This window comes from uncultured Aquimarina sp. (genome assembly GCF_947492115.1).
Taxonomy (GTDB): domain Bacteria; phylum Bacteroidota; class Bacteroidia; order Flavobacteriales; family Flavobacteriaceae; genus Aquimarina.
Genome location: NZ_CANLMM010000003.1, coordinates 278,036 through 294,072, shown reverse-complemented (window position 1 = coordinate 294,072; position 16,037 = coordinate 278,036). Strand labels below are relative to the sequence as shown.

Sequence of the window (16,037 nt, the reverse complement as noted above, 5' to 3'; positions counted from 1 at the left end):
TCGGCATGCTTATAAGGCTTACAGTCTATAAAGAAGTACAAACATAGATTACTATAATCCATACTTGGGTAATTTTATCAGTTGTTACCCCATTACAAACAGTTTCGAAAGGATAAAGAACTACTTCGAAGGATTATTTTAATACTTCGAAGTAGTTCTTTTAGGCATTGATGCCCTAAGATGAAGCCCTAAAACCCTAAACCTATCTCATCTAAGAATTACATTGATTCTTAAAAGTGCTTCTTTTTGGGATCATCACCCTTGCTCTATCTCTTCGAACCATTAAAGTGATTGTTGGAAGTATTGTTTTGATGCTTGGAATTATTTGGATAGTAGTGTTATGTATATATGCTACTTCTAGCGCCCCTTTAGTGGAAATCTTACTGTGCTCTTAGACTATTTCCTTAATCTGGTCCTAAAAAAGTTGATATTTTTTTACATTAATACTAAAAATCGATTTACATCATATTACCACTACTCATAAGCTAGCGGTGAAAATAATCATATCCTTCCCTAATTTTAAGTTCTTTTTACTGCTTGAAATAATAAACGTTTATTATGCCATTTAATAAGCCCTATATAACCGTGTACGAATTCTAGGTATCTCCATTCTTTAGCTAAAGCGCTATTAGGATATTTAAGAGGGTCATGACTAAAGAATATATCCGCTTCGTTTTCTACAGCTTTATCTAGAACTCTTGTGTTAAAAAGGTCAAACAATCTTTCATCATTTAAATCCAAACTTCTATCGCTTACCAAATCTCCCCAAGTATTTCCCATATCAAAGTACATTGAATTATTGTCCTGAGCAATTTTCAAATAGCATTCATCCGTAGGCACATTATTCTCAGTTATATATTTTCCAAGTACTAAAGTATCACTATCAGGATTTTGAACTGAATCATTTTGATGACCTTCGTAAAACCCTACTTTCTCGATATAGTCTTGAGCATTTTTCCCAATATTATTGTTTTTAGATCTTTTTTCGTAATGTTGAACATCTAATCCTTCATTAATAAATTTAAAAAGGTTAATATGATAGTCTTTTTTAAAGTGTCGAGTATTGATTAAATTTTCGTGCGCTTTTTTAAAATCTCTACATATTTGTTTTAGTAAAACCAAATCAATATTTTTTTCATCTGAATCTCCATAATTTTTCCATAATTCTTCTGCTAAAAAGGTCTGCTGTAATAAACTCATTTTAGCTTCATCGTTTTCAAAAACATCATCAAAAATTAAGATTAATGCATTTTTAAATTCAGTTTTATTGTCAAAATATTGAAAATACTCATTCTGCCTTCTTACATCTTCTAAAAAATAAGATATGCTTTTTCTCTTATAACAACGTTTTTGAATGATTGGTTTATTTACATTTGGAGATAATACTAAAGATCCATTATGTTCTTTTTTTTCATAAAATTTTAATGCCTTTGCTCCCATCACATCCGCTTCTTTTTCTAACCCCACATCATCATTAATATTTACCTTACTTTTTAATTGTCTGGTGGGTCGTACGCGTTCTTGTTTTTGTTGCACCACATGCCAAGCTTCATGGGGTAAGTGTTTTTCTTGTCCAGGTGCTAAGTGGATATCGGTGCCTTGTGCATAGGCATGCGCTTGTAATTGGGCTGGCTTGCTGGAGTTATAATGTACTTTTACGTCATCCATACTATAGCCAGAGAGGTTTTCGATACCAGACTTTAGGTTATCTGGTAAGCCTGTCCTATTAGCTTTTCTTTGGATAGGATTATCACCATTATCAACACCTCCTATAGCAGACCTCAGCTTCCGTTGTATTGCTACAGCTGGTCGGTTGTCGACAATCTTAGCTTCGCCACCTGTACTGAGTTCTTGTTGTACTCGTTGTACAGTTTCTTGTTGTGGTTCTTGAGTATTTTCTTGTGGTTCCTTCATGTTACCTTTCACTTATACGTTTATAATTCAATTATTTAGCTCATGTACCCATTCATTCATGAATCTAATTTTATAAAAATCGATCTTGCTCTAAAAATCTTGTGGGACAACTCCATTGGTTGCAGGAATATTTAACTGTGGTTGTCCTTGGCGTCTTTGTCTACGAGGTGGCATTTCTCCTTGATCATACCCAGCGGGATAATTTGGTGGCCGACTTACTGCTCGTGCTTTATTAAAGGTCCATTTCCGAAGTACTCCATCAAGATAGTTCTTAAGATCTGTCAACCAATGATTACTCAGGTCGTGTTCATAACTTGGTCTCTGCTCCAAATCAATAAGTATTAAGTGACCTGATGTATCCACTAAAAATTGGAAATCACGAACATAAAACCCTACTTCGATAAGCTGAGCTACATCATCTCTGAAATTTCTCCAAAAACCTTTGTTCCACCAAAATCCTCCGAACATAAATTTTAAAGTTTGTTGTCCGCTAATATTCTGCAAATCTTGACGTAATTGATCTGAAACGGCTTGAGGTATATTTGCATCATGCTTTACATCAAAAGAATATTTGGAATTAATAAATTGATAGATAACTTTGCTTGTTCTAGATATTACTTTAGTAAAAGGGGCATTTAATCCTTCTTGTCGAGCCCTCTCATAAGCCAGATATTCACTTCCTCTCGAATCAAATCTACCACCTCTATTACTTGCATCTATCCAGTATCGAGCAATATCTTGATTAGTGGTATTATTTCCTTGTTCATCAAATAACCAAACATCCCTATCATCATCTGTACCTCCTAAACTTTTTTTGCCCCATCTAGTTCGTTGATTTTGATCATGATAACCTTGTTCTATTTGATTGAGAGCACCCATATGCTCATCGCTAAACCCTGATAGTTGTATAGTGACAGAAGTTGTACTATTCGATTCTTTTTTCATTTGAAGTATAGATGAGGATTTGCTCTGAGCCAAGGTATTTCTAGCTATATTATCTACGACCTTCTCCCTAGTTGTATCTATACTTTGACCATTTATGATTTTATTTCCTTTTGGAGTACCGTGTAGAGTGTTATCTATAGCATGGGCTACTTCGTGCTTTATATTATAGTCAGTGTCTTTACCAGGAGCAAAATGGATGTTACTCCCTTGTATAGTTGCTTCTGCATTAAGTTTGATAGGAAAAGTTGAATTATGCCTAGCATTAAGATTTGAGGTATCTACGCCATATTTTGCCCCCATAACCGAGGCTATTTTCTGAAAACGAGTAGAACCTTTAGCTTTTCGTTGAATAGGGCTCTTATTGGTATCGGAGCTATCCATTCCAGATCTTAGTTTTTTTTGACTAATAGAAGAGGTACGGTTATCCATAAGTTGCGCCGTACCTCCGTTGCTAGATTCACTAGCAACTCTCGGGGTAATCGAGTGCTGCGGTTCTTGAGTTTTATCTGTTTGTGTTTTCATAGTATTGTGTTTTGTGTCTAGATTTTACTATCTACTTCAGCTTAACAAAAACCTATTCTCGATACGTTTCTCCTATGTCGAAACACTCGAATTGACGGTTTTCATGGTTGCTACTTATATTGGTCTTTTTTCATCACATCGAGTGGTTTTATCATAAGCAAGAGCGGTTGATAAAATTGCCTGTCCGCCTTTGGAGGATATCGAGATGCAATCAATACTAGTTGCTTTAATAAGTTCTCGATACAATCACTTTCCATTACACTTCAGGTGATCACTCGAACTGACGTTTTTTAACTTATAATCACTCCCTCTTTCTGTAACTCTTGTCGTATTGCCATCTCTAAACTTTGTTGAGAGATGGTTGCTTTTTCATTAGTTACTGCTTGCAGTGTACATTTACGTATCACGTTCATCATCAACCCACCAGAAATATCATAGTGTTCTGCAATTTTCCATAAGTCTGCATTAGTGTCTAATGGTAATTTATCTGCAAAAGATTGTTGCCATAATTGATAACGTTCGTCAACACCAGGCATTGTAAATTCAATCATGGATTGAAATCTTCTAGTAAATGCCTCATCTATGTTATCTTTCAAATTACTAGCAAGAATAACCACTCCTGGAAAATCTTCTATACGCTGTAGTAAATATCCAATCTCCTGATTTCCGTATCGATCATTAGCACTGCTTACCTGTGTACGCTGCCCAAACAGAGAATCAGCTTCATCAAAAAATAAGATCCAATCGTGTTGTTGTGCTTGATCAAATACTTTGGCTAGATTTTTTTCGGTTTCTCCTATGTATTTAGAAACCGTCATACTCAGATCTATTTTATACACCTGTTTTCCTGTACTTTTTCCTAATAATGCGGCAGCCATACTTTTGCCAGTTCCTGGCGGTCCATAAAACAAACTTTTGTAGCCAGGTTTTAATCGCTTGCCGAGTTCTAGAGTTTCTAAAACTGTTTGCCCATGGGTTACCCAATCCCTGATTTCCTGCAAGCTCCGTGCTGTAGATCTAGAGACGATGAGATCATGCCACGATAACTTAGTATGCAACTGTTGTGCAGGAAAATCAGGGCTATATACTGCTTGATAGGGTATTCCCGTTAGTATGGAGGCTACATATTCATTAGATACCATCCATATACTGCTTAGTAAAGGACTATTTCCTTTAGTTTGTGATATACGAATCATTCCTTGTTGTATAGCTATAAAATGCTGAGTAAGTAATGAATGATATTGTAGTCGTTTCTGAAGGTCATCTCCTGCCAATAAAAACATCGCGGTTTCTGCGGTAGGTATTAATCCCAAATGCCCTTCTAATAATACTCCTCCAAACTCACTATACCGTCTGTCATAATCCTTATTTTTAGTGAGTAGAATATCTAATACTTCGGGTTTTAGATGTGGTACTAATGCCAGAATTAGTAGTAGTCTTTCTGCAAAGTTGAGTTTGTGTTCTTGGATAAAGTTGGTATAACTTGCTTCCTTACCCATTATATCTGGAGGAGTTAATTCTTCGATGGATTCATATAGTGTTTCCTGTTGGAAATGTAGTTCTAAGCGGGTTTGTAATACTAAACTTAACCATGCAAGTTCAGCTTGCAAAACTTGGGCATTACTACTATTTACGTTTGTAATAGTTTTATGATGATTTTTTGTTTCTATGATTGTTGATTTTTCCATATCTCTATTTTTTTATACTGTACTAAAGTTCTTCCTCGTAAATCGGACTTCGAGAACCTCAGCACTCGTTTTCGTATTTCTATTATCATTATGTACCTTCTTTTTTGCATTGCCCTACACTTCGACAGCACTTCGACAGCACTTCGACAGGCTCAGTGTGACAGCTCAGTGTGACAGCTCAGTGTGACGACAAACCTCAAACCTCAAACCCAACATCTAATACCTCTACATCACAACCATTCTACCACCAGAATTTCTTGCATCCATGGTAACTTTATGGTATGAAATCCCCATGGTATTTTTTCTAATGTAATATCATGAGTTTCTCTTTTTACTTGCAATAACCAATGCCCATCTCTAGTTCTCAAAGAACCTTGTCTACACAAATAAGAAGCTCTAAATCCATCAGAAGATAGATTTTTCCATTTAGGTCCTTTTGCTATTACAGCAGTTACCAAACCTTCGGCTATTTCTTTTTCTTCAACGGATAATTCAATTGGCGATACTACCGTATCGATATCTAGACCGCATACAATTTTATTCAGTACTAAATCACCTTCAAACAATTCTTCTTCTTTGGTTTCACATAAATACTGTAATACACAAATTGCTTTGTTACGAGCTACTTCATCTATGAAATTCTTATCCTTCATAACTCCTATATTTTCAAAAAAGCGTTCTAAAAATGGCCAGAACAATACTAATCCTGCATTTTGTATGGATATAAAATCCGTATCATCAAATGGTGAAGACAACTGTTCTGCTGCGATAGATTTTGGCTTTGATCCTAAATGTTTCAATTCCTTTTGTAATCCTTGTAAATGCAATGCTAAAGGCTTCAATAAATTATTGGCATCTAGTTCTTCTATAGTTCCCTTAGAAGTATTGCTTACATCGGTAAGTAATGATTTCGTCTCTTTCAATATCTTTGTCGATAGCCGATCAAAAAAAGGATGATTTACCAAAGATGATACTTGCTTAAAAAATTCCTTTCCTATTGCATTTTGTGCATACAAGGCACTACAAGAATCTACTATTCTTTTGATTTGATGTGCATACTGACTATTATATGTTATAAGATCTTCTTTATCATTAATATCCAGATCTAGAAGTACCTCTTTTGTGCATTCTTTTAGGAATGCGAAATCGATAGTAGCTACAGAATATTTTAAGAAAGCTGTTTTCCAAAAGCTATTGATTATTTTCTTCCTTTCTAGAGTATATTTCTTCTGAATGTTATCAAGAATACTGTTTTGCATCCTCAGTATCTGAGCAGATGAAAGATCAGTAACAAGCCTAAAAGAAGCTAATAATTGATCTTCTACACTTGCATATACAAAGCGTTGTAGGTAGGTAGGATTCCATGGTAACTCTTTTAACAATCTAATAAATATGCTACTTGGCTGTTGCAACAATAGTGACAATTGTTCCTGAAAATCATTTTTGTTTCCTTGTTTTGCCCACCAAGGTAATACACCTGTCTTTAGATAATAAATGATAGCTCTTAATGGTGTTTCTTCATGAGTATTATCACTATTTTGTTTTTCTAAAACTACATTTGCTCGTTGATATGCTATGAGTTCTTCTTGTAATTTTTCGGTAAAAGCAGTTTCGAAATTTTGCAAAGACACATTCCCCAAATCCAATGTTAGTCGATCAATCTGAAGTGATGATTCTGATACATTCGCTTGGCTAAGCACACGATCCAGCACAGCCGTCAATTGATTTCTACACAACGAACTCAATTCATGCTGTATCTTCGATGTATCCGAATGTTTCGGTACATGAATTTCTAAAATCTGTTTATTAACTATGTGTTTTTGCTGTAGCATAATCCGGTCTTTTATCCGTTTTGAATTTCAGTAAGAAAACGATGATACGCGTGGTCAAATTCTTGCATCTCTTCCTGATCCAACCATTGAATATTGGTTCTGATATGCACAGGTGTTTCTTCTCTAATGGTTAAAGCAATGAATTTTTTGAAGTCCTCATCCTGATATCTTTCTATCCATGAAGGAAGCATAAACGTGAGCTGCAAAGAATACGGATCTTGTGGAGTATTATTGGACATCCATCTTCCCGTTTCCTCCTCCTCCTCAGTAAAAGGCACATCAATTTCAAAACCATTATTGGATATCGAAATAACGGTATGCGTTCCATTATAGTGAGTGGTTTTAGTAATCTCTACAAGGTCACCAACTTGTAAAGAATGTGATCCTATGTGACAAAAAGTATGGTTTGTATTTGTAGATGCCTTAAAACTATGAACAACAGCCGAGCGTAAGTAATATCGTATATCGTGCGTACGCTTCCAAACCGCTCCTGATTCTGATGCTTGAAAAGGTGCTTTAATCTCAAAAAAATCATCTCCAACAGCTAATACAGTATAGATACCATTATAACTGTCATTGTTGGTAATTTCTACTTCTTCTCCAGGTAGCACATCATGATTACCGATGATGCATCGTGTAAACTCTTCTGTGATAGCGGCCTCAAACGTTGTAATTGGTGATGCGCCGTAACCCGCTACAAAAGGATAGGGATAGGATTTTCTAGATCGCAACAAAATATGTTCTACCATATGTAAACCTGCGGTTTCCCCATTCCCGAGATTTCTACGACTATAATCTTCGATCCCTATCTTTAAAGCGATTCTTTTTTCTAATCCAGAGACATTTTTGGTGTCCCAAAGATCACTTTTAATATCATATCCTTTTGCTTTGCAACCACTAACCGCAGGATATTCTTTTAAAAATCGTGCTTTGTCTTTAATCAATTTTTTATCCGAAGTATCCTGATCATCAGTAGTATCTTTTAATACCATTCCGTAAGAAGTAAACTTCTCGGCAAATCGGGCTAACAAATGATTCAAGAATTTATTTTTTCTTAACAGTTCTGTATTGGTATCAGCAGTCATTTCCTCTAGATACGAAGTATAACTCTCTGGATTGTCTAGTAACTCTGAAATTCCAGGAACACAATTCAACAAATTTTGATTAAAATATGTACTGGTATCGTCCCCATCAAAACTCATTAGTTTTTTGAAATTTGCTAACTGAGAAAAATAATTAGCAAGGGTTTGCTCAAAAAACAGTAAATATCCACTCAATTGTTTTGCTTGTGCTTTTCTGGTAGCAGAAGCAGCATCTTGTAATCCTATTTCTCCGATACCATAATTCATCGGAAATTGATTCTGAATCGAATAGTATTGATCTAATAATGGTGCATCGGATGTAGGTAGAACGATGTCTTTTTCTATCAACGATCCTAATCTAGAGACTTCCTCTGTTCTTTTTTGATTATATAGTTGTTTGATTCGTTCTGTGTCAACACTTACGGTAAGCCCTTTAGAAGTAAAAGATAATTGCGATAAGGTACCATCAACATCTAGAATAGGTGTTTTGGAAGTATCTAATGGTAAGAGCCAATTTTTTACGGTATTGGTTCCTGTAGCAAGTGCCAGTTTATCGATCACCAAAATACCCGGTTGATCCATAATTTCTTTAATCACATCCGAGGTTTGAATTTCCTCTTTCCGATAGGCTTTGGCGATATCTTGATCTTCCATAAAGCCATGATGTAATCGAGGGCCATCAAAAATTTCATCCGTTGTTTTACCTTTTTCTAGTTGTTGTTGCAAGGTGTAAAAAGGAATACGTGGCGAAAAATGGGTGCCAACACGATGTAACATATTTGCAATAAGCTCATGGATATCGTCTACGTTATCAGCAATTTCGATTACACCTTGTAATCGTACTCCTTGCGTATCCAATAGTTTAATTTCTTCAAAATCTTCACAAATAGAACGACAGCTATATAGTTTTTCTCGAACGACTGTTATGATTTTACTACCAGGAATATCAAATAATCCATCTTTTTCTATAAACACACGAAACAGTCCTTTGGGAATACTAGGTACAAGTTCATTGGCACTTTTAGGAACTACTTTTTCTACCCATGCATTCTTAACTCCTTCTATATCAATCACCATCTTACGAATATCCATAAGAGTCACCGGATTTGTAGTCAAAATGGTTGCTGGACTGTACAAACTCTTGTGGTTATTCCCTATCAAATCCTGGATATCATATTCCATACGATAGGCAAGGTCTGTAACAGCGTAACATACTTGTTCTAAAATTGTAATACCAGGATCATGGATATTATGATCTGTCCAGGTATCTGCCGCCATTTTTTGGATCAATTGCATTCCTTCTGCTCTTAGGAATTCATAGCTCAACGCGTTGTCTTGTGGTACTTCTCTAGGTATGGTGATTGTATCTGTCATGGTAAAAGGTAATTATTGTTCGTATTTCTCCAAATTGATATATATATCTTGCCGTAGTTTTTGAAATGATTATAATTTCATGATGTATGCTAATACAAAATATGGTGGACGGTTTTCATGGGCTTTATTGCCTCCTGTTGATTTTAAATCTGCTTTGGCAGTATTAATAGAAATATCTGTTTTATTCTTCTGAATTGTTCCAAAATTATTTAAGGCAAACTCTTTACCAGCACCAGGATTATTATCCATTGTATCAGTAGTATCCTTCCCAGTAAACCTAACCAACCCATTAAAACTTCCATGATTATGATTATGACCAGGATCCGTTATATTATGTTTATGCCCTTTATCTAAATGAGTATGACTTGGCATTTGTGCTTCAGTAAGCGTTACTTCTTTTGCGCCTCCTTTTTCCCCAACTTGGTATTCTGGATTATTCTTTTCCATTCCTACGATAAATCTTCCTGATAAATCTGGCGTATTGTTGGTTCCATCACACAACACCCAACCTTTGGGAATATCCTGTCCGGACCACATAGAAATCAATCCTTTAGGCAAACGTGTATCCACATATGTTTTTACCGCTTTCTGTGTCGCAAGTTTATCATGAGAAGTTGTAGTATTATCCAATTCTTCGTTATCCGAAATATTAGATGCCTTCAGGTTTCCTTCTACTTGCAATGTTCCTTTTATAGCAACTCCTTCTTTTTTGGAAACCTTAAAAATAGTAGTGGGGGTATTGGTGGTATCAGTTATAGAAATTAATGGAGCTGTATCTTTACCTTCAACTGTAAGTTTGGCTGTCGGTTCTATAGTGCCTACACCAACATTTCCTTCTCCTGACTTAATAAATAATCTACTTTGTCCAGTAGTATCTTTGATATTAAAACCAGGTTGATTGCTATTGGGTGTGTCAGAATTTACTCTGGGATTTAGGTTAATAGACCATTGCGGATTATCATCAGAAAAACTCTCATATAAATCCAACACTTCTTGCGTACCCACTCGCTCTCCTTCTGCTTGCACGGATAATGGGTTTCCTTGTACTTTTGCGACACCATCTTCTGCTTGGTTCAACACAGCTTCTATAAAATCTGCAAACTCATCTTGTGTAGGCTTGTCATTAATCTTAAAAAAACCTTTAAGTTCCGTTCTATTTTTTTTATTGATTTCCACTTCTTCTAATTTTTTTAGGATGTTAAATCTTCTGTAATTACTACAATCTTTTCTTTTTGATTTATAATTTCATGATATATGCCAATGCGAAATACGGTGGACGGTTTTCATGAGGTTGATTGCTTCCAGTCTTATTGGTATTAAAGGAATGTCTATGCTTACCCGCAGGTTGGGTAGTTCTGGTGAATGCCTTGTAATAATCATTAGAACTTCCTGTACCGGATCCATCTCCTCGTTTAGCTGCCCCCGTAAAATTATGTGCGTGTTCGCCAGCTTCTCCAGTAGTTCCTGAATGACTATGTGATGGTAATTGGCCTGTTGTTAGAGTAACTTCTTCTTTTCCTCCTGTTTTTCCTATCTGATATTGTGAATTTCCTTTGTCAAATCCTACAATAAATCTCCCAGATAAGTTTGGAGTACCTTGCTGTCCATCACACAATGCCCATCCCACAGGAATACTACTAATATTTCCGGACCACATGACAATCACTCCTTTTGGCATCCTTGTATCTACATAGCTTTTTACTGCCATTTGGGTAGGAATTCTATCATGGCTAGCACCTTCTTTATCTAAATCTGTACTCGTAGAAATATTCTCTGCCTTAAATTTTTTTACCGTCATATCTCCTTGCACTGATACTGCTCCTTTAATATGAGTTCCTCCATCTGCCAGAATCTCTAGCTTTCTGGTGGCAGGATCACTATTCGTTGATTTTCCAAATAATTTTAAAGTAGTAGTTCCTACTTCAATCTTTGCAGAATCTTTATGCTCATTCGTATTATTGCCTCCAAATAGGATTGTATCTTCAGAAATTTGCATTGCCCCAACTGGTTTATCAGAAGTTGTACTTCCTTTAACCGTAAGAGGAGCCACAGGTTCGATGGTACCAATCCCAACATTACCTTCTCCAGATTTGATAAACAAACGACTTTGTCCTGTTGCGTCTTTGATATTAAATCCAGATTGATTGCTTGATGGTTCTTCAGCGTTTACTCTTGGGTTTAAGTTTATAGACCATTGCGGATTATCATCTGTGAAATTTTCATAGAGATCTACAATCTCTTGTGTACCTATTCGCTCTCCTTCGGCTTGTATAGACAAGGGATTCCCTTGAACTTTCGCAATCCCATCTTCAGCTTGATTAATGCTAGCTTCTATAAAATCTGAAAACTCTTCTTGAGTAGGTTTATCATTAATCTTAAAATATTCCTTGAGTTCTGTTCTGTTTCTTTTATTGATTTCCATAAGACTGTATTTTATTACTTTGGTTTTAAGAATTTATTTCACAATAAAGTCTTTGCTGATTTCCATATAATTAATTCCTTCAAAGCTATCTTCTTCGAATCCACTTTCGTTAACTACATAGACTTCGTGTATTTGGGCAGCTACCATAATCATATTAGGTTGTGAAGGCGTTACGATAGATTTACCATCATTCAGACTTCGTACATCGGTAAATGTCTTTCCGTCTTCGCTTTGGAATAATTTTAGGTTTGCTACATAATCGATATAAGGACGTTCTGCGATAAAGTTGATAATCATACTAGCATGAAGCGATCCTCCGATTTGAATTTCACTATCCTCACCATATGCCCATGGAGACATGAATCTTTTGATTTCTTCTATTAACTTTTCTTTATAAAAAACCTCATCATATCCAGGATAAAATTTCACAACACATTCTGTAGAAACTTGTAAATAAGAAGGATTCGAAACGGATATCTCGGCATAGGTTGGAGCCAGATTTTCTAAATAAGAATTGATCTTAAAAAGTGTATCTGCTGCTACTTTTGGGGCAAAAGGATTAAATGGTAATTTCCCTTTAATATCTGGAACTACAATCACATCTACTCCTCCAATACGATCCAAAGCTGGAAGACATTTCGTCTTATAAATTTCAGGAAACTTATGTAATATCATATGTTCATAATCCCACATCGTAAGCGCTCTATTCTTGTGCCGTAAACGTTCACTGATCCGCTTATATAAAGCATCTCCTTTTTCTACCGGTTTCCCTTTACTAGATGTAAAAGGTTGTGATATTTTTGCTATTTCAGGTATTTGATTGAGTTCTTCAGTAATTGTATCTACTGGCAATGGATTTTCGAAATGCACTGGTGCTACTGTTTCACTAGCAAGTGTAGCACTAATCACCTGACTCCGAATATCAATAGTATCAGATACTCCTTCAATATTTTTAAACGCACTTATCTTCATCCAATGTAAATCAGATGGCATTAACGTACCACCTTGGGTAGCATCTTCGGGTATTCTAATTTTTACAATTCCTGTATTTAGTAATCCATTGGTACCATCCTGTAACAGATTAGAAGGTGCCAATGTTATCCATTCATTATTTCGCAGATAACTCCATTGTACTACTGGTTTTTCTATTTCAGGATCCGCACTCCCTTCTGCCATTTGAAATAAAATTGAAAGTACCTGAGGTGTATTTACCTCTTCAATTCCAAGATATAGTGAACCTTCGTCCTTATACGCAGGTATTAATGTACTTGTTGCTCCAGGAATTATATCATCATATCCAAAAGGATGTATATGAAATATCCTATTGTTAGTGCTATGCGTTGCTGTATTTGCTAGAATAGTATCACAAGACGTATATGAAATTCCTAGTTTTTTAAGCTTAGGCTGATATGGCGGATTGATCTTTAGATTTTTTATTTCTGCCTTATCGGATATTGCTTGTTTGACAGACAAGGTATTAAATACCGAATGCTGAAAGTTTATTGGAGTCAATTCTATTCTAAAATAGCGATCCCAAAGCAATGCTTCTTCATCATCTGTCTGTATTCCAAAACGTTCTTTATATTGATAATCAGGACTTGTATTTTTTATCCTTGCAGGAATATCATTGATAGATATTTTTTTTTCTTTATTAAAAAGAGGATAACCTTCTGTTACCTCATTACCTTGTTCATCTTCAACCTTGGTAGAAAGTAACAGCTCTGCATTGCGATCATGTAAAAACACATCAGCCTTAAAATCATGTTCATTCTCAATGATAGCAGCATCAAAACCTAACTTTTGATCCATAAGTTCGGCCAATTGTTCATCATTTAGTGCAGCGAGTTCTTCCTCGGTATGATCTGCCTGAATAAGCCAATAATTTTTGTAATAATCCACAAAAGATGTTGGCTGTTTTATCCATTCTAAATGTAACTGTACATCTTGCAATCGTTTCTGTGATATTTCGTCATTGGCGATGTAAAAACTAGTTCCTATTTCAGGTTGAAAGCCAAAAGGTTCAAATGGTTTGTTGGTATCAATTGTTCCTTCATCATTCTCTACGATACTATGCTGCATCTCCTGAACATCTACTCGAATATGGGCTTTTTGTAATGCCACATCTACTAAATGTTGATAGCTACTTCGTATCCTGTTTTGATCATCTTCCTCTTCTATTGAAGATTGCAAGACACACACCATAACAGGATAATCCGATGCTATAAAAGCAGAAGAAGATGGAAATGAAATGATAGGCAAATCATTATCCTGAAGCTTAATTCGGATTCTCAGAGCATTTAGGTATACTTGATCCTTGCTGTATTTTTGCGTGTTTTCTATAGGTGTTTCTAATACTCCAACCTCTTTAATTTCTACAATTTTCACATCCTTAAAGTCTACAATCTCATAAATTTTTTGAGAGGCATCCACGATGTAATCGCCTATATCGGTTACAGTAAAATTAGTCGTATCTAATCGGGTAATGGTTTGATCCTTTATTTCAACGTTTAGATTATTTTCTGATGAACTGCCCACATAATTCCCTAAAGAATACTGAACCGCATCTGGCATAAACCATTGTTCTGAACTACTTAAATAGGTTCGAAAAGGATCTTTTCTATCAAAAACAGCTCGTAAATCTTTTATTTTTTGGCTGCTAAGATTTAAATCTAGAAATACTTCAATAATACGTTTTCCGTCTTTGAGTAATAAAGTGGGAGAACTAATTGCAAATCCAATCTCTGATGGTTTTAAGGAATTATCTGCAATAGCGGTTAGTCTATCCCCAAAAGTTTTGAACCTTTTACTTTCTTCTTCCTCATCATATTGACTAAAAAGAAAATCCTTAACGCTCGCAGTATCATAAATATCAGATAATTGTTCTGTTTCTGGAGAAGGAATTACCACAGAACGCAGCTGACGTTCAGAAAATTCTAAAATACGGTATACTTTATTTTTATCTTCTTCGGAAATAGTACTATCACTATTAGTTTGCATAACATGAATAAAATCTTGTTTTCTCAACAATAATTCTACTTCCACATATTCTAATGCTTGTTCAGAGTTCTCATTTGAGGCCTGTAAATCTTGAAGTACTTTTTCTAAAGATGTTGTTTCTCCATTGTATAAAGGCAAAGAATCTCCTGGATTTGGATTACCATACACTTTCTTTAGCATGGCATTAAATCCATTGGTATTGTGTAATTCTTTTAAATCTAGTTGTCTCTGGTGAATAATTTTTCTTTCGTACGCCTTTTCTAATAACTCGTACTCAGGTTCCCAATCTATAGGAATACCTTCTTTGTCTTGTCGATGCTTTAAAAAAATACGATCAAATTCATCTCTTTCTAAAAACAATGCTTCTTTTACATAAGTAAGTGCCTCAGCATTCTCATTTTTTACAGCTTCTTCTAACTGAAAAAGATCTTCTATTTGTAATGCTTCTGGAAAATCTGGTAGTGCATCACCAGGATTTGGATGCCCTAATGCCATTTCCATCATGTCTACAAATGCCGTATCCTTTGTTTTTCTTCGCTCCTGATGTACATTTCGGATAGTTCGTATTTCCTTGGATACAAAAACACTTTTTAATTGCGTAATTTGGGCTTTGCTAATCACCGTATCTTCATTGGTGACATACTGTAATTCGTTTCCTTCAGCATCTTCTCCCGCCTGTAAGATGGTTCCTTTTTCTACTTCGAGATATTGAGTATTCTCTTCTAATTCTAAAAGTACATTCACTACATCTGGAACTGCCTGTTTTGGATCTAATTGTAGATACTTTCTGTAGTAAAAATCGAGATGCTTTTCGGTAAGTCCATTTATTTTAGACTTTACATGATTCATTAACTTAAGAAAGGTGATAAACAACACTACATGAGGTTTTGATAATTTTGCCTTCTTTTCGGTGTTATTATAAAACAGCTCTGGGTTTTCTACATATGCTGCTAGTTCTTTCGCCCAGTGTTTTTGTTGTATTTTTCTCCCTTCCAGAGAGTTTTGATTAAATATATTGGGATCATCTATAAGAAATGATTCCCAAGTACCTGTAGGTCTATTTTGTTCATCAAAAAACTGAAGCTCTTTGGCTAACCGCTGTGCTTCTGTAATCAATTCTTCTAAACTACGTCCTTCGATAGCTACATAATCAGTGCTCAGAGCATCCGAATTGCGATCGTTCTGACTGGTTCCATCTCTAAGAAGTATGTTATCTATATTTTGAATCGTATTCATCTCTTTTTACAACTTTTAGGTTATT

Annotated in this window: 8 protein-coding genes; all 8 read right to left on the bottom strand. The window is 35.4% G+C overall.

The features are described from left to right. Positions 1–519 precede the first annotated feature (519 nt). A complete protein-coding gene (locus Q1A73_RS10860) occupies positions 520–1,914 on the bottom strand; it encodes a DUF4157 domain-containing protein (RefSeq protein ID WP_299605240.1) in 1,395 nt (464 codons plus the stop codon). A gap of 90 nt (positions 1,915–2,004) precedes the next feature. Continuing rightward, positions 2,005–3,381 carry a hypothetical protein gene (locus Q1A73_RS10855; RefSeq protein ID WP_299605237.1) on the bottom strand — a complete coding sequence of 459 codons (1,377 nt, stop codon included), beginning with the start codon at positions 3,379–3,381 and terminating at the stop codon, positions 2,005–2,007. Positions 3,382–3,671: 290 nt separating this feature from the next. Further along, complete coding sequence (locus tag Q1A73_RS10850) at positions 3,672–5,069, bottom strand: ATP-binding protein (RefSeq protein ID WP_299605235.1); 1,398 nt, start codon at positions 5,067–5,069, stop codon at positions 3,672–3,674. Between the two features lie 230 nt (positions 5,070–5,299). Beyond that, positions 5,300–6,901: a contractile injection system tape measure protein gene (locus Q1A73_RS10845; RefSeq protein WP_299605233.1), complete on the bottom strand. Its 1,602-nt coding sequence runs from the start codon at positions 6,899–6,901 to the stop codon at positions 5,300–5,302. Between the two features lie 11 nt (positions 6,902–6,912). Beyond that, entirely contained in the window at positions 6,913–9,357 is a 2,445-nt protein-coding gene (locus tag Q1A73_RS10840) for a hypothetical protein (RefSeq protein ID WP_299605230.1), read from the bottom strand. Positions 9,358–9,426: 69 nt separating this feature from the next. Continuing rightward, positions 9,427–10,533, bottom strand: coding sequence for a hypothetical protein (locus Q1A73_RS10835; protein WP_299605227.1), 1,107 nt, complete (start codon positions 10,531–10,533; stop codon positions 9,427–9,429). Positions 10,534–10,594: 61 nt separating this feature from the next. Beyond that, positions 10,595–11,779: a hypothetical protein gene (locus tag Q1A73_RS10830; protein ID WP_299605224.1), complete on the bottom strand. Its 1,185-nt coding sequence runs from the start codon at positions 11,777–11,779 to the stop codon at positions 10,595–10,597. A 33-nt stretch (positions 11,780–11,812) separates the two neighbouring features. Then, on the bottom strand, positions 11,813–16,012 hold the full coding sequence (locus tag Q1A73_RS10825) for a baseplate J/gp47 family protein (protein ID WP_299605221.1): 4,200 nt from the start codon (positions 16,010–16,012) through the stop codon (positions 11,813–11,815). Between the last annotated feature and the right edge of the window lie 25 nt (positions 16,013–16,037).